The sequence below is a fragment of the Nocardia mikamii NBRC 108933 genome (assembly GCF_001613505.1).
Lineage (GTDB): Bacteria > Actinomycetota > Actinomycetes > Mycobacteriales > Mycobacteriaceae > Nocardia > Nocardia mikamii.
In genome coordinates, this window is the sequence record NZ_BDCM01000004.1 from 123883 (window position 1) to 145856 (window position 21974).

General features: G+C 67.9%; 21 protein-coding genes and 1 tRNA gene. 14 read left to right on the forward strand and 8 right to left on the reverse strand.

Going from position 1 to position 21974, the window contains the following annotated elements; genetic code table 11:
• Window positions 1-3 precede the first annotated feature (3 nt).
• Complete coding sequence (locus NMI01S_RS05475) at window positions 4-1296, forward strand: DUF58 domain-containing protein (protein WP_062994911.1); 1293 nt, start codon at window positions 4-6, stop codon at window positions 1294-1296.
• Window positions 1297-1300: 4 nt separating this feature from the next.
• On the opposite strand, the gene NMI01S_RS05480 is transcribed toward NMI01S_RS05475, so the two are convergent.
• Window positions 1301-2131 carry an RDD family protein gene (locus NMI01S_RS05480; protein ID WP_063920656.1) on the reverse strand — a complete coding sequence of 277 codons (831 nt, stop codon included), beginning with the start codon at window positions 2129-2131 and terminating at the stop codon, window positions 1301-1303.
• A 151-nt stretch (window positions 2132-2282) separates the two neighbouring features.
• Between NMI01S_RS05480 and NMI01S_RS05485 the strand changes: the two genes are divergently transcribed.
• Complete coding sequence (locus tag NMI01S_RS05485; RefSeq protein WP_062994912.1) at window positions 2283-3275, forward strand: stage II sporulation protein M; 993 nt, start codon at window positions 2283-2285, stop codon at window positions 3273-3275.
• Window positions 3276-3985: 710 nt separating this feature from the next.
• Window positions 3986-4324, forward strand: coding sequence for a GNAT family N-acetyltransferase (locus NMI01S_RS05490; protein WP_062994913.1), 339 nt, complete (start codon window positions 3986-3988; stop codon window positions 4322-4324).
• A gap of 42 nt (window positions 4325-4366) precedes the next feature.
• On the opposite strand, the gene NMI01S_RS05495 is transcribed toward NMI01S_RS05490, so the two are convergent.
• Window positions 4367-4990, reverse strand: coding sequence for a TetR/AcrR family transcriptional regulator (locus NMI01S_RS05495; protein WP_062994914.1), 624 nt, complete (start codon window positions 4988-4990; stop codon window positions 4367-4369).
• A gap of 78 nt (window positions 4991-5068) precedes the next feature.
• Between NMI01S_RS05495 and NMI01S_RS05500 the strand changes: the two genes are divergently transcribed.
• Together NMI01S_RS05500 and NMI01S_RS05505 are read left to right on the forward strand one after the other, a co-directional pair.
• Complete coding sequence (locus NMI01S_RS05500) at window positions 5069-6076, forward strand: GlxA family transcriptional regulator (RefSeq protein ID WP_062994915.1); 1008 nt, start codon at window positions 5069-5071, stop codon at window positions 6074-6076.
• A gap of 109 nt (window positions 6077-6185) precedes the next feature.
• Entirely contained in the window at window positions 6186-7151 is a 966-nt protein-coding gene (locus NMI01S_RS05505; protein WP_062994916.1) for an alpha/beta hydrolase, read from the forward strand.
• A 53-nt stretch (window positions 7152-7204) separates the two neighbouring features.
• Here the strand turns inward: NMI01S_RS05505 and NMI01S_RS05510 are convergent.
• Window positions 7205-7287, reverse strand: a tRNA-Leu gene (locus NMI01S_RS05510).
• 280 nt (window positions 7288-7567) lie between these two features.
• Between NMI01S_RS05510 and NMI01S_RS05515 the strand changes: the two genes are divergently transcribed.
• The 7 genes from NMI01S_RS05515 (at window position 7568) to pknB (ending at window position 17602) form a co-directional block, all read left to right on the forward strand.
• On the forward strand, window positions 7568-9019 hold the full coding sequence (locus tag NMI01S_RS05515) for an FHA domain-containing protein (protein WP_062994917.1): 1452 nt from the start codon (window positions 7568-7570) through the stop codon (window positions 9017-9019).
• A 186-nt stretch (window positions 9020-9205) separates the two neighbouring features.
• The gene (locus NMI01S_RS05520) at window positions 9206-9673 is read left to right on the forward strand and encodes an FHA domain-containing protein FhaB/FipA (RefSeq protein ID WP_030516711.1); all 468 of its coding nucleotides are present in this window, start codon (window positions 9206-9208) and stop codon (window positions 9671-9673) included.
• Window positions 9670-11154 carry a PP2C family protein-serine/threonine phosphatase gene (locus tag NMI01S_RS05525; protein WP_062994918.1) on the forward strand — a complete coding sequence of 495 codons (1485 nt, stop codon included), beginning with the start codon at window positions 9670-9672 and terminating at the stop codon, window positions 11152-11154. The genes NMI01S_RS05520 and NMI01S_RS05525 overlap by 4 nt, the downstream gene beginning before the upstream one ends.
• Window positions 11154-12638 (forward strand): FtsW/RodA/SpoVE family cell cycle protein, encoded by a 1485-nt coding sequence (locus NMI01S_RS05530; RefSeq protein WP_062994919.1) that lies wholly within the window; start codon window positions 11154-11156, stop codon window positions 12636-12638. The genes NMI01S_RS05525 and NMI01S_RS05530 overlap by 1 nt, the downstream gene beginning before the upstream one ends.
• Window positions 12635-14101 (forward strand): peptidoglycan D,D-transpeptidase FtsI family protein, encoded by a 1467-nt coding sequence (locus NMI01S_RS05535; RefSeq protein ID WP_062994920.1) that lies wholly within the window; start codon window positions 12635-12637, stop codon window positions 14099-14101. The genes NMI01S_RS05530 and NMI01S_RS05535 overlap by 4 nt, the downstream gene beginning before the upstream one ends.
• 82 nt (window positions 14102-14183) lie before the next feature.
• Window positions 14184-15704, forward strand: coding sequence for a protein kinase domain-containing protein (locus NMI01S_RS05540; protein ID WP_062994921.1), 1521 nt, complete (start codon window positions 14184-14186; stop codon window positions 15702-15704).
• On the forward strand, window positions 15701-17602 hold the full coding sequence (pknB, locus tag NMI01S_RS05545) for a Stk1 family PASTA domain-containing Ser/Thr kinase (RefSeq protein WP_062994922.1): 1902 nt from the start codon (window positions 15701-15703) through the stop codon (window positions 17600-17602). Before NMI01S_RS05540 ends, pknB begins: the two co-directional genes overlap by 4 nt.
• A gap of 14 nt (window positions 17603-17616) precedes the next feature.
• Here the strand turns inward: pknB and NMI01S_RS05550 are convergent, their stop codons facing one another.
• The 3 genes from NMI01S_RS05550 to NMI01S_RS05560 all read right to left on the reverse strand — a co-directional run bounded on the left by NMI01S_RS05550 (window position 17617) and on the right by NMI01S_RS05560 (window position 19565).
• Window positions 17617-18123, reverse strand: coding sequence for a deaminase (locus NMI01S_RS05550; protein WP_245716717.1), 507 nt, complete (start codon window positions 18121-18123; stop codon window positions 17617-17619).
• Window positions 18120-18833 carry a RibD family protein gene (locus NMI01S_RS05555; RefSeq protein WP_062994923.1) on the reverse strand — a complete coding sequence of 238 codons (714 nt, stop codon included), beginning with the start codon at window positions 18831-18833 and terminating at the stop codon, window positions 18120-18122. Before NMI01S_RS05555 ends, NMI01S_RS05550 begins: the two co-directional genes overlap by 4 nt.
• Before the next feature lie 93 nt (window positions 18834-18926).
• A complete protein-coding gene (locus NMI01S_RS05560) occupies window positions 18927-19565 on the reverse strand; it encodes an aminodeoxychorismate/anthranilate synthase component II (protein ID WP_062994924.1) in 639 nt (212 codons plus the stop codon).
• A gap of 82 nt (window positions 19566-19647) precedes the next feature.
• On the opposite strand from NMI01S_RS05560, the gene crgA reads away from it, so the two are divergent.
• Entirely contained in the window at window positions 19648-19911 is a 264-nt protein-coding gene (crgA, locus tag NMI01S_RS05565) for a cell division protein CrgA (protein ID WP_030516702.1), read from the forward strand.
• 88 nt (window positions 19912-19999) lie between these two features.
• Complete coding sequence (locus NMI01S_RS05570; RefSeq protein WP_084512469.1) at window positions 20000-20518, forward strand: PH domain-containing protein; 519 nt, start codon at window positions 20000-20002, stop codon at window positions 20516-20518.
• A gap of 24 nt (window positions 20519-20542) precedes the next feature.
• Here the strand turns inward: NMI01S_RS05570 and NMI01S_RS05575 are convergent, their stop codons facing one another.
• Together NMI01S_RS05575 and NMI01S_RS05580 are read right to left on the reverse strand one after the other, a co-directional pair.
• Complete coding sequence (locus NMI01S_RS05575; protein ID WP_084512473.1) at window positions 20543-21412, reverse strand: rhomboid family intramembrane serine protease; 870 nt, start codon at window positions 21410-21412, stop codon at window positions 20543-20545.
• A 14-nt stretch (window positions 21413-21426) separates the two neighbouring features.
• Complete coding sequence (locus NMI01S_RS05580; RefSeq protein WP_039781836.1) at window positions 21427-21954, reverse strand: peptidylprolyl isomerase; 528 nt, start codon at window positions 21952-21954, stop codon at window positions 21427-21429.
• Window positions 21955-21974: the final 20 nt, after the last annotated feature.

The window sequence follows — 21974 nt, forward strand, 5'->3', positions numbered from 1 at the left end:
GCGATGATCGTCACGGGTCGGCTCGCCGTCTGCGCGGCCGTGGCGGCGGTGGTCGTCGGAGTCGCACTGCCGTCCTGGGCCGGAGTCGTGGTGCTGACGGGTGTGCTGGCCCTGCTGGTCGCCGTCGACGTGATCGCCTGTCGCACCGACGCTCTCGAACTGTCCCGGGTGCCGCTCACCACCGTCCGCGTCGGCCGCACCGCCACCGTCGAGCTCACCGTCCTGAATCGCGGCCCGGGCGTGGTGCGGGCACTGTTGTGGGACGACTGGCCGCCCAGTGCGCGGGCACCGGCCGAGACCCACCGGTTGCGTCTGCCGCCGAACACCACGACCCGGCTGGCCACCACCGTCCGCCCGGCTCGCCGCGGCGATCGGATCGCGGGGCCGGTCACGGTTCGGCTGGTCGGACCGCTCGGCCTGGCGGGTCGCCAGTTCCGCCGCACCGTGCCCGCCACCGTTCGTGCGCTGCCGCCGTTTCGGACCGAACGGATCCTCGCTGCCAAGGTGAAACGGCTGCAGCATCTGGACGGCCGATCGGTCGCCAACCTGCGCGGTCCGGGCTCGGAATTCGATTCCTTCCGCGAATACGTGGCCGGCGACGATGTACGTTCCATCGACTGGCGAGCCACGGCCCGCGCGACCGATGTGCTGGTCCGCACCTGGCGGCCCGAACGCAATCGCCACGTGCTGATGTTGATGGACACCGGCCGGATCAGCGCCGCCCGGCTCGGCGAGCAGACCCGATTGGACACCGCGATCGAGGCCGCGCTGCTGCTGGGCGGATTGGCGGCCGCGGCCGGGGACACCGTCGATCTGCTGGCCTTCGATCGTGAGATCCGCGTCGAGGTGCGGGGGGCACGCGGAAAAGCCGTGCAGCCCAAGCTGATGCACGCCCTCTCGGGCGTCGTGCCCGCGCTGCTGGATGCCGACACCCCGGCGATGGTCCGCACCGCGGTTCGCCACACCCGGCGGCGCAGCCTGGTGGTCTGGTTCACCAGCCTCGACGGGGCGATGGTCGAGGAGAATCTGCTGCCGGTCCTCCCGGTGCTGAGCAGTCGGCACCGGGTGCTGCTGGTGTCGGTCACAGATCCGGAGATCGCCGCGACCGCGACCCGTCGCGATTCCGCGGCCGAGGTCTATGCCGCCGCGGCCGCCGAACATCTGCTCACCGAACGCGCGATCGTGCGAGAAACCCTGCAGCGCCAGGGAATCGACGTGGTGGCCGCGGCACCGGATCGAGTACCGGAGGCGCTGGCCGACGAGTACCTGGAACTGAAACGGTCGGGAGCGCTCTGAGCGTTCACGCCCCCGGCCGGGCCGCCGGGGTGTACGGCTGCGCAGGTGCCGCCCACTGCTGGGGCATCGGCCAGAAGGGCAGGCGCGGTGGCGGCAGAATCCGGCGTTGCCGCTCCCCGATCACCGCGCCGAGAATCTGCAGCGGCGGATATCCGGCCGGGGGCGCCACCCGCAGTTGGTCGCAGACCGCGACCACCAGCGCCGCACCGAGTTCCGCCTGTACCTGCGGGGTCAGTTGCGGGAAGCGGGTCAGATACCGGCGCACCGGCAGCGCGAGATCCTCGGTGAGCCCGGACAGATCCAGCCGTCCCACCCAGTCGACCAGCCACGGCGGCGCGACTGCCAAGGCGGGCATGGGAATTCGCGCCCGATCCGACACCACGACGGTGCCGGCCAGGATGTCGCCGACGCGCCGCGCCCGCGGCGAACACAGCGAGGTGACCACCGCGACCAGGCCGAACCCGCCGAGATTCCAGAAATCGACGAGCGCGCCGGCGAGGCCGCGGGTCAGCGCGTGCCGAAAATCGACGGGGCCGCCGTCGCCGCGCACCACACGCAGGCCCAGTGCCATTTTTCCGACGGTCCGGCCGCGCATCAGGGTTTCGCTGACGACCGGATATCCGACGAGGACGGTCACTATCGTCACCAGCACGGCCACATCGACCCACGCGCCGTCGGGTTCGAATCGGAACAGCACGGCGACGACGGCCGACAACAGCAGGAGGGCGAGAACGAGCTGCAGCACCAGATCGATCGCGAAGGCCGCGGCGCGGGTGGGGATGCGCGCGATCGGCAACTGCAGGGAGACGGCCTCCCCCGTGGTGAAATCGGCCATGATCGCTCCAGTATCCCGAATCGGGCGCGAGCGAACCAGCCTTCGGAGGGCAGGTCGGCACGAACACAGGAGAATTGCCGCGATACCCTGCGAAGCTCATTGCGGCGATTCGACCGGGTGCGGGTGTCCCGCATAAGCACAGGAGGAGCCGATGGACGTCGATGCCTATTCGTTCGCGCAGCGGCGGCATTGGGATCGGCTCGACCGGCTGACCGCGCAGCGGCGCCTCAGCGGCGCCGAGGTCGACGAATTCGTGGCCCTGTATCGCCGCACCTCTCAGCAGCTGGCGCGACTGCAATCGCATTCACCGGATCCGGAGTTGATCAACGGTCTGAGCGCGGTCCTGGCGCGAGCCCGGGGGCGGCTGCTGGGCGCGCGGACCGACACCTGGTCGCAGATCGGCTATTTCCTCGCCCACCGGTTTCCCGCCGCGGTGTATCGAGCGTGGCCGTGGTGGGCCGGGGTGGCGGCGGCGTTCCTGGCCGTCTCGGCCGGAATCGGCATCTGGGTGTCCGGTTCCGGTTCGGCGCGAAGGACTTTGGGGCTGCCGTCGGACGCGGCATCGCTGACCGCCCCCGGCGGCCGCTTCGAGTCCTACTACTCCGAACACCCGCACGACGCCTTCGCCGCACAGGTGTGGACCAACAATGCCTGGGTGTCGGCGATCGCGTTGTTCACCGGCATCCTGATTCTCCCGGCCGCCTATCTGCTGTTCATGAACGCGCTGAACGTGGGGGTGTCCGCCGGGCTGATGGCGGATGCCGGGCGGCTCGACTCGTTCTTCGGTTTCCTGCTGCCGCACGGCATGCTCGAGCTCACGGCCGTTTTCGTCGCCGGCGGTGCGGGGCTGAAACTGGGGTGGACGCTGATCGATCCCGGGCGGTCGTCGCGGGCCGAGGCGTTGGCCCGGCAGGGCCGGGCGACGGCCACGATCGCCCTCGGTCTGGTGGGGGTCCTGCTGGTCTCGGGTCTGATCGAGGGGTTCGTCACGCCCGCCGGCTGGGCCGCGCCGGTGCGAATCGGTATCGGGCTGGTTGCCGAGGTCGGATTTCTGAGCTATGTCTTCGGCCCCGGACGCCGTGCGGCGCAGGAAAGTGTGGCGTTGCGGTCCGCGACGGACACGGGCGAGCGCATATCGAGCTAACGCCGACGGGGTTCTGCTGAGGCTGAGAAAATCCCTTGCGAGAGGGCGGGGATTCGAAGGATCATCGGAGTGCCGATTTGAGATCCACTGGCCGCAGCGAGTCCAGCTCAGCTGCGGCCAGCGTTACCGTCGACTCTACACAATCGTTATCCCTACGCAACCTCCTGCACACTCCGCCTGCCCGGCCGTAACCGAGCCGAAACCCGCAGCCAGACAGCACTTCCGGAGACCGGGCGCAAATACCTGGCGGGCGGTCGGAAATAGTGGTCCACCCCATACCGCAACGCTCGAGTAGCCGGAATTTTTCTGCCAATTCGGCCGTAGGTCCCGCTGCCGGATACTCGGATCGCGATCATTCCCCGGCGTGTCGCCTGCCGCTTACCTGCTCGACATCACCGCAGGTCAGCCCGTCAATCGAAGGCACTGTAGCGCCGTCCGCACGGGCAACACGACCGAAAAACAAACTTCAAGTTTGTTACCCTCGGAGATTCCAAGTCTGCCGTCAGGTAATTCTCAGATGGTTGCGGATGCGCTTCCATTGAATTGTCCATTTATTTCGACAGCGAACTCGAACAACAATTCTTCGCCAGTAATGCTGGAAACGAATAACGACCGGTCAGCCGCCGAGAATGCGGCGAAGATCACACTGCCGCGCGCGTCGTCGCCCGAACCTGCCCGAATCCGGCCGGCCGGGCCGCAATACTGAGACCATGACCGCCGAACAGCAACCCTCCCCGGTCGTCACGCAGGCCGCGGAGCGGTTCGAAATCAGCGTGGACGATCGGCTCGCCGGCTTCACCGAATACCTCGACCACGAGGGCCGGCGGATCTTCTACCACACCGAAATCGACTCCGACTTCGCCGGACGCGGCCTGGCCGGCGCCCTGGTCTCGCAGGCACTGGACCGTACCCGCGAGGCCGGCCTGCGCATCGTGCCGATCTGCCCGTTCGTGGCGGGCTACATCCAGAAGCACGAGGAATTCGCCGACATCACCGACGCTGTCACCCAGGACGCCGTCGACTACGTGCGCACCCAGCGAGGCCGCTGACGAACGACACCCCTGAGGCCGACACCCCTGAGGACGACACCGTCAGAGAACTCCGCTCGCGACCGGAGCGTCCCACGCCCCGGGCAGATTGCGACTCGACACCTCGGCGATCTCGCGCAAGCGCGAGAGCGGAGTTCCCAAGCGGCTCAATTGAATGAGGCCCTGCGCGGTCATCACCACGGCGGCACTATAGGCGGCCAGGGTCGCCGCATCGAGCTCGGCGCCGGACTCCTCGGCGGCGCGGCGTAACCGCTCGGCCACACTCTGTTCCATGGCGGCGGTGGTCCGATTCCCGATGCCGATCACCTCGGGCAGGCGCGTACCGAGCTGGGCGATGCTGTTGAGCATCAGGCAGCCGCGCCGATCGGGCTGTGAGACGCAGTCGTCGATGATCGCCTCGAACAACGCGCGCACGGCCGCGCGCGCCGACCCGGGAGCCGAGGTCACCACCTCGCGAACCAGGCGGGCGCGGCCCTCGCAATAGCGCTCGAAGGCCGCGAGGAACAGTCCGCGTTTGCTGCGGTAGGCGGCGTAGATGCTGCCGTTTCCGATCCCGCTCGCGCGCGAGACGTCCTCCACCGACGTCTGTTCGAAACCCTGCGACCAGAACAGTTCGGTGGCGGCGTCGAGCAACGCCGATTCGTCGAACTGCCGTGGCCTCCCCATGGCGCCCACCGTATCAATCACACTGCGACCCCGGCCACAAAGCTTGTTCTGGAGGCGTTACTCCAGAATGATGGCGGGATGGACCTCGAACTCGCCCACCTACCGCGCCGACGGGTAGGGATTCTGGTCTTCGACGGCGTCAAGATGCTCGACTTCACCGGCCCCGCGGAAGTTTTCGTCGAGGCCAACCAGGCCTGCCCGGGATACGAGATCGTGCTGGTGTCGGCGGACGGCGGCAGTGTGCAGACCTCGATCGGCGCCCGGATCGAATGCGCGGTCGCGGCCGCCGACGCGGGCGTCTTCGACACCGTCGTGATTCCGGGCAGTGAACTGCCGCCCTCTCGATTCGTCACACCCGAACTGCTCGCGGCGGCGCGGCGGCTGTCCTGGAACACGCGACGCCTGGCGTCGGTGTGCAGCGGCGCGTTCGTCCTCGCCGAACTGGGCCTGTTCGACGGGCGCCGGGCCACCACGCACTGGAAGTTCGCCGCACATCTGGCGCGGCGCTATCCCGCGATCGACGTGGCCGCCGACGACATCTACGTGCGCGACGGAAACCTCTACAGCTCGGCCGGAGTGACCGCCGGGGTCGACCTGGCGCTGGCGATGGTCGAGGAGGATTTCGGCCCCGACATCGCGCGCCGGATCGCCCAGCTGATGGTGGTGTACATGCACCGCGCGGGCGGGCAGTCGCAGTTCTCGGCCTCGCTGTCCGGGCCGGCGCCGCGCAGCGCGCTGGTGCGCAAGGTGGTCGATCTCATCTGCGCGGAACCCGCCTTCCCCCATACCGTTCGGACGCTGGCGGCCCATGCCAACGTCAGCCCGCGTCATCTGACCAGACTCTTCCGCGCCGAATTGGAGCGCTCCCCCGCCGAATACGTCGCCTTCATCCGCTTCGGGGTCGCGCGGGACATGCTGCATGCCGGCTGCGGAGTGACCGAGGCGGCGATGGCGGCGGGCTACGGCAGCAGTGAGGCGATGCGCCGGGCGTTCATAGCCCGGCTCGGTATATCGCCCAGTAAATATCAGCGCCGGTTCCGGTCCACCGGAACCGGTGAGACGCCGCTCGTGGCCGCCGTGTCTTGATCCGGTGTTTTCCCGTCCCGTAGCGAGGGGCGCGTTGCCCTCCCACCAGCGGAAACTGATCGGGCGCCGCGTTGTTCGCCGCCGCACACCCCGCCGAAAGGAATAACCGATGACCGGAAATCCGCTGGGCGTCTCCCTGGAGCAGGCCGCTCAGGAGTTCGTCGACGCGACGTCACAGCCGCCGTTCCTCTACCAGCTTCCGCCCGAGGAGGGCCGCAAAGCCGTTGATTCGGTGCAGGATTCGCCGATCGAGAAGCCGGCGATCGACGAGGAGTGGATCACCGTCGAGGGTGGCCCGACAGGGTCGGTGCGGGCCCGCATCGTCAAACCGCAAGGAGTGACCGAAACGCTGCCCGTCATCGTCTACACCCACGGCGCCGGCTGGGTGTTCGGCGACGCGCACACCCACGACCGGCTGGTGCGCGATCTCGCCGTGGGCGTGCACGCGGCCGTCGTCTTCCCCGAATACGACCGCTCCCCCGAGGTGCGCTACCCGGTGGCCAACGAGCAGTCCTATCGGGTCGCGCAGTGGGTGCGCTCGAACGGCGCGGACAAGGGCCTCGACACCGCCCGGATCGCGATCGCGGGCGATTCGGTGGGCGGCAATATGGCCATCGCGCTGACACTGATGGCGAAGGAGCGCGGTGACGTCTCGTTCGTCCAGCAGGTGCTGTTCTATCCCGTCACCGACGCCAACTTCGACACACCGTCGTACGAGCAGTTCGCCGAAGGCTACTTCCTGACCCGGGAAGGGATGCGGTGGTTCTGGGATCAGTACACGACCAGCGAAGCGGACCGCGCCCAGATCACGGCTTCCCCGCTGCGCGCCACCACCGATCAGCTGGCCGGACTGCCCCCGGCGCTGGTGATCACCGGTGAGGCCGATGTCCTGCGCGACGAGGGCGAGGCCTTCGCCGCCAAACTCCGCGACGCCGGCGTTCCGGTCGTCCAGACCCGGTACGGCGGCATCATCCACGATTTCGTGATGGTCAACTCCATGCACGACACCAATGCGGCCAAAGCCGCGGTCGCCCAGGCGGTCTCGGTGCTGCGGGCGGCACTGCACACCGCTTGACGCACACAAAAAGAAGAGCCGCAGATCGAATTCGATCTGCGGCTCTTCCTCTGTGGGCGAAGGGGGACTTGAACCCCCACGTCCCGAAGGACACTGGCACCTGAAGCCAGCGCGTCTGCCATTCCGCCACTCGCCCGAGCGACTGGAAGACAGTATCACGCGCCCGCTTCCCGCACGAAATCGCCTGCTCACGACGGTTGCGGCGGAGAATTTTCGGGTAATGGGAACCGTGGGTGGCCGGTCGTGAGTTACAGCGGTGGAGGATCGTGGATATCATGCAGTGACCGTGTCCGTTCGACGACACGCCCTATCGGCATGTCGTGTCGCGGGATCGTGACGCCCGGACGACACAGACCGATCAGCTGACGTAGACATACAGCGCAGGCAACGAGGGCGGGCATCGAAGGGAGGCCGGTATGGGCATCGTCTCGCGTTTCGAGCGACGTCTGCAGGGCGCCGTCGGTGACGCCTTCGCCAGGGTTTTCGGCGGTAGCGTCGTTCCCCAGGAGGTGGAAGCGGCGCTGCAGCGCGAGGCCTCGGATCGCCTGAGCGAACTCGAGGGCGGGCATCTGCTCGCTCCGAACGTCTACGTCATCACGGTCAACCCCACGGACCTGCAGGAACTCGATGCAGACCACGAGTTGACCACCCGCGCGTTCGCCAAGCATTTACAGGACTACATCCGCGATCAGGGGTGGCAGACCTACGGTGAAGTGCACGTCGAATTCGAGGCATCCCCTACGCTGCACACCGGACAGTTCAGGACGCACGGACGGGTCGACCCGGATGCGGGCCGCCGGAACCCCCCGGCGCCGCGCCGGCCGCCCGATCGACCTGGACGACCCCCACAACGACCCGCACACCCGCAACCAGGAGCTGGCCCCATGACGCAGAACTCAGGCTACGACCCCAGCCGAGAGCCCGCGGAGTCCGATCCACGCAACCGCGGGTACGCACCCCCGCCGGGGGGCCGCCCCGCGCCGCAATATCAGGACGACTACGGCCGGGGTGGTCAGTACCCCGGTGCCGGTGAGTACGCCGCTCCGGAATCGCAGCCCGCCTACGGCGACTATCAGCAGGGCGGCGACTACCAGAACGGCTACGACTACCAGCAGGGCGGCGCGGGCTACCAGCAGGGTGGCGCGGCCTACGGTCAGCCGGGCTACGAGCAGGGCAGCTACGACCAGAGCAGTTACGACCAGGGTTACGGCCAGCAGGCCTATGCCGACCAGGGGTACGGCCAGCAGCAGGCGTACGAACAGGGCGGCTACGAGCAGAGCGGCTACGACCAGGGTTACGGCCAGCAGGGCTACGCCGACCAGGGGTACGGGCAACAGCAGGGCTATCCGGAGCAGAACTACGGTCAGCAGCAGGGCTACGGCCAGGCGCCCGGATACGACCAGGGCTACCAGGCTCAGGGCGGCTACGGCCAGCAGGGTTACGCCGACCCCGGCTATGCCGATCAGGGGTACGCCGACCAGGGCGGTTACGGCGCCGAGGATCAGGCGTACGGACAGCAGCCGGCCTACGGACAGCAGGGCGGCTACGCCGCGGCCCCGCAGCCGGCGCGCGGCGGGTCCGGCTATTCGGCCACGCTGCACCTCGACGACGGCAGCGGCCGCACGTACCAGCTACGCGAGGGCAGCAACATCATCGGGCGTGGCCAGGACGCCCATTTCCGGCTTCCCGACACCGGGGTGTCCCGCCGCCACATCGAGGTGCGCTGGGACGGTCAGGTCGCCATGCTCTCGGATCTCGGTTCCACCAACGGGACGCTGGTCAACGGCTCTCCCGTCCAGGATTGGCAGCTCGCCGACGGAGATGTGATCCGGGCCGGGCATTCCGAGATCCTGATCCGAATCGTCTGATCCCGTAAGCTCGCCGGTGCAGGTCACGATGGGGCGCGGAAACCGCTCGCCCGTATCGTGATCGCAACCGGTCATCGGCCCTATTATGCTGCCAACATTCGCTCGGCAGCCGGGCCGTGCTGACCAGCACGCCGGTTGGGGGACGAAACGCCACTACGGGACCGGTCGAACAGGAGGTGGAGCGCCGTGCAGGGACTGATCCTGCAGTTGACCCGTGCGGGGTTCCTCTTGTTGTTGTGGCTGTTCGTGTGGGCGGTGCTTCGCACCTTGCGCAGCGACATCTACGCGGCATCAGGCATTCGGATCCAGCCCCGACCCACCCGAGGTTCGGTGGTGCTGCCATCCTTCAGCCGTGGCCAGAAGGGCGCCAAGTATCTAGTGGTGACTCAGGGTTCACTCGCCGGCACTCGGATCACGCTCGGCACCCAACCGGTGCTCATCGGGCGTGCAGACGACTCCACGCTGGTACTGACCGACGACTACGCCTCGACCCGGCATGCACGGTTATCGCCGCGCGGCGAGGACTGGTACGTCGAAGACTTAGGATCGACCAACGGGACCTACCTCGATCGAGCGAAGGTCACCACTCCCGTCCGAGTTCCACTCGGCACCCCTGTCCGTGTCGGTAAGACTGTGATCGAGCTGCGATCGTGACTCAAGTTCTCCGCTACGCAGCGCGTAGCGACCGTGGTCTCGTCCGGGCAAACAACGAGGACTCCGTCTACGCCGGTGCGCGCCTGCTGGCGCTCGCCGACGGCATGGGCGGGCACGCCGCCGGTGAGGTGGCCTCGCAGTTGATGATCGCCGCGCTGGCTCATCTCGACGACGACGAGCCCGGCGACGATCTGCTCGGCAAACTCGACCGGGCGATTCGCGAAGGCAATGCCGCGATCGCCGACCAGGTCGAAGAGGAACCCGAACTCGACGGTATGGGCACCACGCTCACCACCATCCTGTTCGCGGGCAAGAAACTCGGCCTCGCCCATATCGGCGACTCCCGGGCCTATATGCTCCGCAACGGCGAGCTCGCCCAGATCACCCGCGACGACACCTTCGTCCAGTCGCTGGTCGACGAGGGCCGGATCACCCCGGAGCAGGCCCACACCCATCCGCAGCGGTCACTGATCATGCGGGCACTCACCGGAAACGAGATCGAGCCGACGCTCATCGTCCGGGAAGCCCGCGCCGGTGACCGCTATCTGCTGTGTTCGGACGGCCTGTCCGATGTGGTGAGCGACGAGACGATCGCCAACACCCTGCGCGAGGGCAACACCGACGAGGCGGCCGACCGGCTCATCGAACTGGCTCTGCGCAGCGGCGGTCCCGACAATGTCACCGTCGTGGTCGCCGATGTGATCGATCTCGACTACGGCCAGAGCCACCCCATCGTCGCGGGCGCCGCCTCCGGTGAGGACGAGGACACACCGCCGCCCAACACCGCCGCCGGGCGCGCCGCCGCCATGCGTCCGCCGCGGGCCGCACCTCGCCGGGCCGCGGTCGCCGCGGAACCGCCGGAGCCGCGCAAAAGCCACAAGGGCCGCTGGATCGCACTGGCCGTCGCCCTCGTCGTGGCCGTCGTGGTCGGACTCGTGGTGGGCTACAAGATGATTCGCAGCAACTACTACGTGGGCGCCGACAACGGCAACGTGGTGATCATGCGCGGCCTGCCCGGCTCGGTTCTCGGCTATTCGATTCAGGATGTGGACCAGCTGGTCTGTGTCGACTCGCGCAACAAGGTCACCCTCATGCGACCGGGCGCCGGCTTCCCCAGCGGGTGCAAGCAGCTGGCGGTGGCCGACCTGCAGCAGACCGGCCGCGACAAGGTCAACAACGGGTTGCTGCCGCCGGGTGGATTCGATTCCACGCGTGGGCAACTGGAGAAGCTGGCCGCCACCGACCTGCTGCCCGTCTGCGCGAAGCCGGCGCCGCCGGTCGCTCCGCCGCCCGCCGAGGGCAGCACCGCGGCCCCGGGCAGCGCGGCTCCCGCCACGCCCGTCCCCTCCCCCGCGCCCAACACCCCGGGTACGTCCGCGCCGAACCCGACCAATGCCCCCGCCCATTCCGAGCAGCCGGCACCCACCACCGCGGCGCCGGCCCCTCAGACTCCGGGGGAGAACTGCAGGAAGGCGGACTGATGTCCGCACCGGCACCGCCGTCCGCTGGAGCGTTCCCCAGTCCACCGGGCGGGTTCGCTCCCGCGCCGCCACCCTCGACCCGCCGCAACGTCGAACTGTTGCTGCTGGGTTTCGCGGTGGTCATCACCACGGTTGCGCTGGTGCTGGTGGAGGCCAGTCAGGATCAGGAAATCACCTGGGATCTGGCCAAATTGGGTTTCGCCTACCTGGCGCTGTTCGGTGTCGCCCACCTCGCGGTGCGGCGGTTCGCCCCGTTCGCCGATCCGCTGCTGTTACCGATCGCCGCGCTGCTCAACGGACTCGGGCTGGTGCTGATCCATCGCCTGGATCTCGCCGACGAGCAGACCGCGATCCACAACTCGTGGTCGATCCCCTCTCCCGACGCCAATCAACAGGTGCTGTGGACAGCGCTGGGGATCACCCTGTTCATCGCGGTGCTGGTGCTGCTGCGCGACTACCGCACCCTGGCCCGCTACGGCTATACGCTCGGCCTGCTCGGCCTAGTGGCGCTGATGATCCCCGCGCTGCTGCCGGGAAGGTTCTCCGAAACCAACGGCGCCAAGATCTGGATCCGGTTGCCCGGTTTCAGTGTGCAGCCGGGTGAGTTCGCGAAGATCCTGCTGATCATCTTCTTCGCGTCGGTACTGGTCGCCAAACGGGATCTGTTCACCGCGGCCGGGCGCCACGTCCTGGGGATGGAGTTACCGCGAGCGCGCGACCTCGGCCCGATTCTGCTGGTGTGGATGGCCTGCCTGGTCGTGTTGTTCTTCGAGAAGGACCTCGGCACCTCGCTGCTGATCTTCGCGACCGTGCTGGCGATGCTCTACATCGCGACCGAGCGGGTGGGCTGGCTGATCGTCGGCGCCGGGCTGCTGGCGCTCGGATTCTTCCTCGCCTACAACGCCTTCGGCCACGTGCGGGTGCGGGTCTCGACGTGGTTGCACCCGTTCGACGATTACAACAACACCGGGTACCAGATCTCGCAATCGCTGTTCGGGCTCGCGACCGGCGGCCTGGCCGGAACCGGACTCGGCAGCGGCCGGCCCTCGCAGGTGCCGTTCGCCAAGACCGACTTCATCATCGCCACCATCGGTGAGGAGCTGGGCCTGATCGGGCTCGCCGTGGTGCTGATGCTGTTCGCCGTCTTCGTGGTGCGCGGCCTGCGCACGGCCCTGGCGGTCCGCGACAGTTTCGGCAAGCTGCTCGCCGCCGGATTGGCGTTCACCATCGCCGTTCAGGTATTCGTGGTGGTGGGTGGCGTCACCAAACTGATTCCCCTGACCGGACTCACCACCCCCTTCGTGTCCTACGGCGGCTCCTCGCTGCTCGCGAACTACGCCCTGCTGGCGTTGCTGGTCAAGATCTCCGACGCCGCTCGGGCGCCGGCGCCGGCGCGCCGCCGGGAAGCCGCGCCGATCGCCGAAGCACAGACCGAGATGATCCGCGCCGAGACGCCCCGACCCGAGAAGGGAGAGCCGGCATGAACACCCCGCTCCGCCGGGTCGCGATGGCCGTCATGGTGATGATCGTCGCGCTGCTGGTGAACGCGACCTACGTCCAGGTCATCAAGGCCGACAGCCTGCGCAACGATCCCCGCAACTCCCGGGTGCTGCTCGACGAGTACAGCCGCCAGCGCGGTCAGATCTCGGCCGGCGGCACGGTGCTCGCCAGTTCGGTGGCCACCGACGACCGCTACAAATACCTGCGCACCTATCCCACCGACCCCTCCGCCTACGCCCCGGTGACCGGCTTCTATTCGATGCAGTACGGCAGCACCGGGCTGGAGCGTTCCGAGGATTCGGTGCTCAACGGCTCCGACAGCGCCCTGTTCGGGCGCCGCCTGATCGACATGATCTCCGGGCGCGATCCGCGCGGCGGCAACGTGGTGACCACCATCGATCCGATGATGCAGAAGGTCGCCTACGACCAGCTCACCAGCAAGGGTTACACCGGTTCGGTCGTCGCGATCGAACCGAGTACCGGCCGCATCCTGACCATGGTGTCGACACCGAGCTACGACCCCAACCAGCTGTCCACGCACGACGGCGCGCGCGCCACCCAGGCCTGGGAATCGCTGAGCGCGGACCCGAGTCAGCCGATGTTGAATCGTGCGGTGTCGCAGACGTATCCGCCGGGTTCGACGTTCAAGGTCGTCGTCGCGGCGGCCGCACTGTCGATGGGGATCAAGCCGGAGGACGCGTTCACCGCGGCGCCGAACATCACCCTGCCCGGGACGAACACCACGCTGGAGAACTACAACGGCACCCCGTGCGGCGGCGGTGCGACCGCGACCATGCACGACGCGTTCCGGCTCTCGTGCAACACCGCTTTCGCCGAGATCGGCATGAAGGTGGGCGCGGCCAAACTGAAGGACGAGGCCACGGCCTTCGGCATCGGCCCGCATTCGGGCATCCCGATCCCGGTGGCCGACAGCACGGTGGGCCCGATTCCGGACAACGCGGCGCTGGCCCAGACCAGCATCGGCCAGCGAGACGTAGCTCTCACCCCCCTCGACGATGCGGTGATCGCGGCTACCGTGGCCAATGGCGGTGTGCGGATGGAACCGCATCTGGTCGACCGGACGCAGGGTCCCGACCTGCGCGATCTGTCCACCACCAAACCGGTGTCGGTCGGGCAGGCGATCAGCGCCCCGGTCGCCAGCCAGCTGACCGGGCTGATGATCGATTCGGAGAAGGCCACGGCCGGGGGCACCCAGCCGCGCCCGTACCAGATCGCTTCCAAGACCGGCACCGCCGAACATGGCAGCGACCCGCGTAACACCCCGCCGCACGCCTGGTACATCGCGTTCGCGCCGGCGCAGAACCCGAAGATCGCGATCGCGGTCATCGTGGAGAACGGTGGCGACCGCGCGCTGGCCGCGACCGGTGGATCGGTGGCGGCGCCGGTGGCACGGGCGGTGCTGGACGCCGGATTGCAGGGGGGCTGAGGACGATGAGTAAGCGAGGACCAGGACCCCAGGTGGATATGCAACAACGTCGTGATCGGCGAACCTACCGTCGGGGGCGGCCATGCTGAACAACGGTGCCCTGATCGCCGATCGGTATCGGCTGCAACGTCTGATCGCCACGGGCGGTATGGGCCAGGTGTGGGAGGCGTTGGACACCCGCCTGGACCGCCGGGTCGCGGTGAAGGTTCTCAAGGCCGAATTCTCCGCGGATCCGACGTTCCGGCATCGGTTCAAGACCGAGGCCAAGACCACCGCGCAGCTCAACCACCCCGGCATCGCGGGGGTCTACGACTACGGCGAGACCTACGACCCGCAGGGCGGTGAAACCGCCTATCTGGTGATGGAGCTCGTCCAGGGCGAACCGCTCAACGCGGTGCTGAACCGGCTCGGCCGCCTCTCGGTCGGCCAGGGCCTGGACATGCTGGAGCAGACCAGCCGCGCACTCGAGGTCGCCCATGCCGCGGGCGTGGTCCACCGTGACGTGAAGCCCGGCAATATCCTGGTCACCCCCACCGGACAGGTGAAGATCACCGACTTCGGCATCGCGAAGGCGGTCGACGCCTCACCGGTGACCAAGACCGGCATGGTGATGGGCACCGCCCAGTACATCGCTCCCGAGCAGGCGACCGGCGAGGATGCCACCTCGGCCAGTGACGTGTACTCGCTCGGCGTCGTCGGCTACGAGGCGCTGTCGGGCCATCGGCCGTTCACCGGTGACGGCGCCCTGACGGTGGCGATGAAGCATGTGCGTGAGGCGCCGCCGCCGATGCCTGCCGATCTGCCGCCGAACGTGCGTGAGCTGATCGACATCACGATGACCAAGGATCCGACGCGGCGCTATCACAGCGGCGGCGAATTCGCCGATGCCGTGGCCGCGGTCCGGGCCGGTCGCCGTCCACCGCCGCCGCGCGGCGGTGCGGTCCCGCAGACCGGCGCCACTCGCGTCCTTCCGCCCGGACCGACCGCGGTGATCCCGCGCGGTGACTACGACGGCGCGACCGTCCGCTATCCGGCCGCCGAACCGGCCCGGGTGGGCGCGGCGGCCGGCTCGACGGCCATGATGCCGGGTCCCGGCCCGGCCGGCGAAGCCGAGAAGCAGGGATTCACCAACGGTCAGAAGGTGATGGCCGGACTCGGCGCGGGCGCGGTGCTGCTCGGCGGCCTGGCCGCCTGGGTACTGCTCAGCGGTAAGGCCCCGGATTCGACGGTGTCGCCGGTGAAGTCGACCACCTCGGTGGTCGCGCCTCCGCCGCCGACCACGGTGTGGACCACGACCGAGGAGCCGACGACCACCACCCAACCGGCTCCGCCGCCGGTGGTGACGACGACTCCCGAGCCGACCACGACCACCACACCCCCGCCGACCACGACCACCACGGCACCGCCGACGACCACCACCCGGGAGCGGCCCACCCGCACCACACGCCCCACAACACGCCCGTCCTACCCCTCGCTCGACCTACCATGGCCGGGGGCCGGCGATTCGATACCGGGGGCCGGCGGTTCACTACCGGGGGCCGGCGGTACGCACGAAGCCGACAGCAGTAGACACCCTGACACCTCCTCACAAGGACTGCCATGACGACCCCGAAGAATCTGTCTTCTCGCTACGAACTGGGCGAGATCATCGGATTCGGTGGTATGTCGGAGGTTCACAAGGCTCGTGACCTGCGACTGGGTCGTGACGTGGCGATCAAGGTGCTGCGCGCGGATCTCGCCCGCGACCCCACGTTCTATCTGCGCTTCAAACGCGAGGCGCAGAACGCGGCGGCGCTGAACCATCCGGCGATCGTCGCGGTGTACGACACCGGCGAGGCCGAGGTGGACGGCGGCCCGCTGCCCTACATCGTGATGGAGTACGTCGACGGCGAGACGCTGCGCGATATCGTGCGCGGCAAGGGGCCGCTGCCGCCGCGCCGGGCGATGGAGATCATCGCCGATGTCTGTGCCGCACTGGATTTCAGCCACAAGAACGGCATCGTGCATCGCGATATGAAGCCGGCCAACATCATGATCAACCGCCAGGGTGCGGTGAAGGTGATGGACTTCGGTATCGCGCGTGCCATCGCGGACAGCTCGAACCCGATGACCCAGACCGCCGCGGTGATCGGCACCGCGCAGTATCTGTCACCGGAGCAGGCGCGCGGCGAACAGGTCGACGCCCGGTCCGACGTGTACTCCGTCGGCTGTGTGCTGTACGAAATCCTCACGGGGCAGCCGCCTTTCACCGGTGATTCGCCGGTCGCGGTCGCCTACCAGCATGTCCGCGAGGATCCGAAGCTGCCGTCGCTGGTTCATCCGGGCGTACCGCGCGAACTGGATTCGGTCATCCTCAAGGCGATGAGCAAGAATCCGGCCAACCGGTATCAATCCGCGGCCGAGATGCGCGCCGATCTGATCCGGGTGCTGGGCGGCCAGAAGCCGCAGGCGCCGATGGTGATGACCGAGGAGGACCGCACCACCTTCCTCGGCAGCATGGATCCCGAGCCGCGCAGCTACCGCACGGTCGAACGCAACGACGGCGACGACGAGCCGGAACCCGAATCCGACGGTTCGAGGCGCAAGGTGTGGATCGGCATCGGTGCCGCCGCGGTGGTCGCGGTGCTCGTGGCGCTGTTCTGGGTGTTGATCGGTCCGGGCAGCAGACCCGATCAGGTCGCGATCCCCGATCTGTCCAATCAGCCGGCAGAGCAGGCGCGCAACGATCTCCAGAAACTGGGTTTCACTGTCGCCGTCCAGCCGAAACCGGACGGCAAGGTCGCCAGCGGCAACGTGGTCGCGACCCAGCCCCTGGGCGGTGCGCGCGTCGACAAGGGGTCCACGGTGACCCTGCAGATTTCGACCGGTCCGCAGCAGGTGCCGGTGCCACAGCTGACGAAACTCACCCAGCAGCAGGCCGAGCAGAATTTGAACGCGGCCGGGCTGCTCCTGGATCCGCAGATCCAGCGCGGCGCCTCCAGTCCGGAGGACAAGGACAAGGTGATCGCCGAATCCCCCGCCGCCGGAACCAAGATCGATGCCGGTTCGAAGGTGACGATCACCCTCGGCAAGGGGCCGGACCAGGTTCGCGTGCCCGACGTGGTGGGCCAGTCGATCGATGTGGCGGAACCGAATCTGGCCGACAGCGCGGGTTTCAAGGTCGTGATCCAGAAGGTCAGCTCGTCGCGGCCCGCCGGTGAGGTGCTGTCCACCGATCCGGCCGGCGGTTCGATGGCCGACAAGGGGTCGACCATCACCGTGCAGGTGTCCAGCGATCAGATCACCATGCCGTCGCTGACCGGTCTCACCCCCTCGCAGGCCGTGGACAAACTGCGCTCCGTGGGCTGGACCGGCGGTGTGGGCCAGATCAGCCAGAGCACCCAGGGCACGTTCGACGCGAGCAATGTCGGCCGGGTGATCGATCAGCAGCCGCGGCCGGGTTCGTCGGTGGCACGCAACGCGACGATCACGATCGTCACGGGAGTGCTGGGCCCGCCCTGACGCGGGCCCGGTGATCACAGCGCGAGGTGGCGATTCATCGACATGGCCTCGTCGGCCAGGTCGGGAAGTTCGATCACCTCGACGCCGTGGTCGCGCAGATTCTCCACGCCGACACAGTTCTCCACGAAGGTGCGCGGTTCCCGCCAGGCGATGACGACGCGCGGAATTCCGGCGGCCAGGATGCGGTCGGCACACGGCGCGCGGCCGACCGAGGCCCGGGTGGAACACGGTTCGAGCGTGCTGTAGATCGTGGCCTGCGCGAGCCGGGGATCGGCGCCGAGTTTGTTCAGTGCCGATTCCTCGGCGTGCACCTTCGCATCGGTTTCGCGGGAGTAGCCGTGCGCGAGTTCGACGCCGTCCGGGCCGACGATCACCGCGCCGACCGAAAAGGCGGTGGCACTGGGCGGGCACAGCCGGGCCAGCCCGATCGCGTGATGCATCCAGAACCGGTGCGCCCCGGGCCGGCCGGGGACACGGCTGGCCGACTCGACCGACTCCCACGCATCGGATTCGGTTGTCACTGTGCGTCTTTCATCGTCGCCGCACTCCCATCGGACGGTGTCGGCCGCGGCAGATACCGCAGGACCGCGATATCTCCGAGGCGAGTCATATCCACCAAAGCCATTCTGCGCCGAGAACCGCCGGGAAAGTCGGCCGGATGCAAAAATTTCGGGGCCGCGCTGTCACCGACCAGTACCGGGGCGACCGCCATCAGCAGTTCGTCTGCCAGATCCGCCGCCAGGAAGGCGGTGTGAATGCGGCCACCGCCCTCGACCATCAGGCGGGCGATCCCGCGCTCGCCCAGATCGTCGAGCAGCGCGCCGAAGTCGACGCAGCTGCCGAGGGCGACGACCTCGGCTCGGCCGGCGAGCCGATCTCCCAGCCGCTCCCGCCCGGTCGTGGTCGTATAGACCAGCCGCCGGCCACCCTGGTGCCACAACCGCTGCCCGGGGTCGAGTTCCCCGCTCGCGGTGACCACGACACGTAACGGAAATTCGGGTTTTCCCGCCGCGATCCGGGCTTCGCGCCGCCGCTCACTGCTCAGCGACAACCGCGGATCGTCGCGCCGCAAGGTCTCGGCTCCGATCAGAATGGCGTCGGCCTCGGCACGCACCTGGTCGACGCGATCGAAATCCTCCGCGTTGGACAGCAGCAATCGGTGCGGACCGGCGTCGTCGATATATCCGTCGATGCTGGTGGCCACCGAGAGCACGACGTACGGCCGGGCCATCAGCGCCGCCGGGGCACGACGACCGCGCCGAGCTCATGCATGCGCAAACTCCTTGTCACGGTGAGGCATTCACTTGCCTGGCGTGGCGCCCGGTCAGACCAGCGCGGCGACCTCGGATTCGAGCTTCTGGACCAGGCCCTCGGCCGGACGTTCGCCGCACACCTCGAGCCAGTTCGCCAGCATCCGGTGCCCGCCCTGGGTGAGCACCGATTCGGGATGGAACTGCACACCGTGAATGGGCAGGTCGCGGTGCCGCATGGCCATCACGATGCCGCTCTCGGTGCGTCCGATCACCTCGATATCACCGGGCAGGGTGTCCTCGAGCACTGTCAGCGAGTGATAGCGGGTGGCGGTGAACGGGTCGGGCAGCCCGGCCAGCACTCCGGAACCGATGTGGAAAACCGAACTCGTCTTGCCGTGCAGCAGCTCGGGGGCGCGGGTCACGGTCGCGCCGAACGCCTCTCCGATCGCCTGATGTCCCAGGCATACGCCGAGCAGCGGAGTCCGGGTCCGGGCGCAGGCGCGGACCAGTTCGATACTCGCGCCGGCGCGGTCCGGGGTGCCCGGGCCAGGGCTGATCAACAGGCCGTCGAAATCGGCGGCCACGGCATCGGTGTCCTGCAGTCGGGAGTCGTCGTTGCGCCAGACGGTCGCCTCGGCACCCAGTTGGCCCAGATATTGGACCAGGTTGAATACGAAGCTGTCGTAATTGTCGACGACCAGAACACGCATGGTTCGAGAGTACGTGGCGCCACCATCGATACGCAGCTGAGATAGCCTTTAGGCAGACCTGCACGCCGAATACGAGGACGTCATGCCCAAGTCGAAGGTCCGCAAGAAGACCGACTACACGATCAACCCGACCAGCCGCACCCCGGTGAAGGTGAAGGGCGGTCCGTCGCCGGTCTGGTATGTGGCGATCATGCTCGGCTTCATGCTGGCCGGTCTGGCATGGTTGCTGGTCTACTACCTGGGCGCCGACCACATCCAGTGGATGAGCGATCTCAACGCCTGGAACTTCCTCATCGGCTTCGGTCTCATGGTGATCGGCCTGATCATGACGATGCGGTGGCGCTGATCGGGTGGCGTTCGCCCTTATTACACGCGTGTGATTCATGCACACCTGTGGATGATTCTGTGGACAACTCGAGGAGCAATTGGGGACCGTGAGCACACCGCCCGAACACCCCGAGCCCGATAGCCCCGGGTTCGCTGGGGAATTCGGTAATTCGGAACCGGCGCCCCGGCTCGAGTGGTCCACACCGGCGCCCGCCCTGGCCGCGGTCACCCTCGGCGGAGTGGCGCTGGCCGTGGCCGCCGCGTTCGCCTCCGACGCACCGAGCCGGCTGTTGATCGGCTTGGCCGCGGCACTGCTGCTGTGCCTGGCCGGACTGGGTTTCCGGCAGCGCCCGCGCCTGACCGTCGTTCCCGGGAAACCGGCCCATCTGGTGATTCGTGGCCTGCTCGGGCCGGTCGAATACGGTCCCGACCAGATTCTGCGGGCACGAGTCGTCGGGTTCCGGCGCCTGGGCCGCAGCATCCCCAATCTGGAACTCGACGTCGACCACAAGGGCGAGGAGCGGCTGGTGATCTTCGGCCGCTGGGACCTCGGTACCCATCCCCAGGACGTCCTGGATGTGATGACCGTGCACGGTCTCGTTCCCGCCGAACCACGCAACAGCTGACACCGGGATCCACCGCGGACCGAATCAGGCGAGAACCGCCGCACCCGTACCGATCAGCGCGATCGTCAGCACCGCGAGGCCGGCCACCGAACCCCATCCGATCCACCGGATCGAATCCCGGGTCCGCGCCCGCAGCCATTCCGGCAGGAACAGAATTCCGGCGGCGGCGAGCGTGCCCGCCACCAGGCCACCGAGATGGCCCCACAGCGAGATGCCCGGCAGGGACACGCTGATGAGCAGGTTGATCGCGATCAATACCAGCATCTGCACGGGACTCTGCCGCAGCCGCAGCAGAATTACGGTCATCGCGCCGAACAGGCCGTAGATGGCGCCGGACGCACCGGCCGTGGCGGAATCGGTCGCCAGCCACATGACCGCCGCCGATCCGCCGAGCAGCGAAACCAGATAGATCGCCAGAAATCGCGAACGTCCCAGCACGAGTTCGGTATCGCGGCCGAGGATGTAGAGGGCGAACATGTTGACCACCAGGTGCAATGGCCCGTAGTGCAGGAATCCCGAACCGAGGACGCGAATCCACTGCCCCTGGGCGACCCACTGCGGTGCGAGTACCCAGTCGTAGAACAGCTGCGACAGATGGTTGTCGGTGACACTGTGGGCTTGGCTCGCGGTGACGGCGAAGACCGCGACATTGATCGCGATCAGCGCGTAGGTGACATACGGCGTGCGGCGCGCGGTGGCGAACGGACCGCTGACGGTCGGCCGGCCGGGACGAATATCGCTGCGCCCCTGCGCGACACACTCCGCACAGTGTTGTCCGACGGCGGCCGGTTGCAGACATTGGGCGCACGCCGGCCGCCCGCACCGCGTGCATGCCAGTCCGGTGGTGCGATCGGGATGGCGGTAGCAGGTCGGTGCGGGCGGTTGCGGATTCACGAAACTCCGATGGGTCAGCTCAGGGTGATGCTCGAGATGACGACCGGCTCCTTCGGCCGGTCGTTGCGGTCGGTCGCGGTGGTGGCGATGGCGTCGACGACCTTGCGCGAATCGGCGTCCACCACTTCGCCGAAGATGGTGTGGCGGCGGTTCAGGTGCGGCTGCGCACCGACGGTGATGAAGAACTGCGAACCGTTGGTGCCGGGTCCGGCGTTGGCCATGGCCAGCAGGTAGCCGCGGTCGAAGCGCAGTTCGGGGTGGAATTCGTCGGCGAATTCGTAGCCCGGCCCACCACGGCCGGTACCCGTCGGGTCACCGCCCTGAATCATGAAGCCATCGATCACGCGGTGGAATACGCTGCCGTCGTAGAACGGTCCGGAGGTGCCGCCGCCGGCGTTCGTCGTCGTGTAGGCCGCGCTGCCGTCGGCAAGGCCGACGAAGTTGCGCACCGTCTTCGGGGCGTGGTTACCGAAGAGCGAGATCTTGATGTCGCCGAGGTTGGTGTGCAGGACGGCCACGGCGGTCTGATTCGGTGAGGTCACGCCGAATATCGTGCCATGTC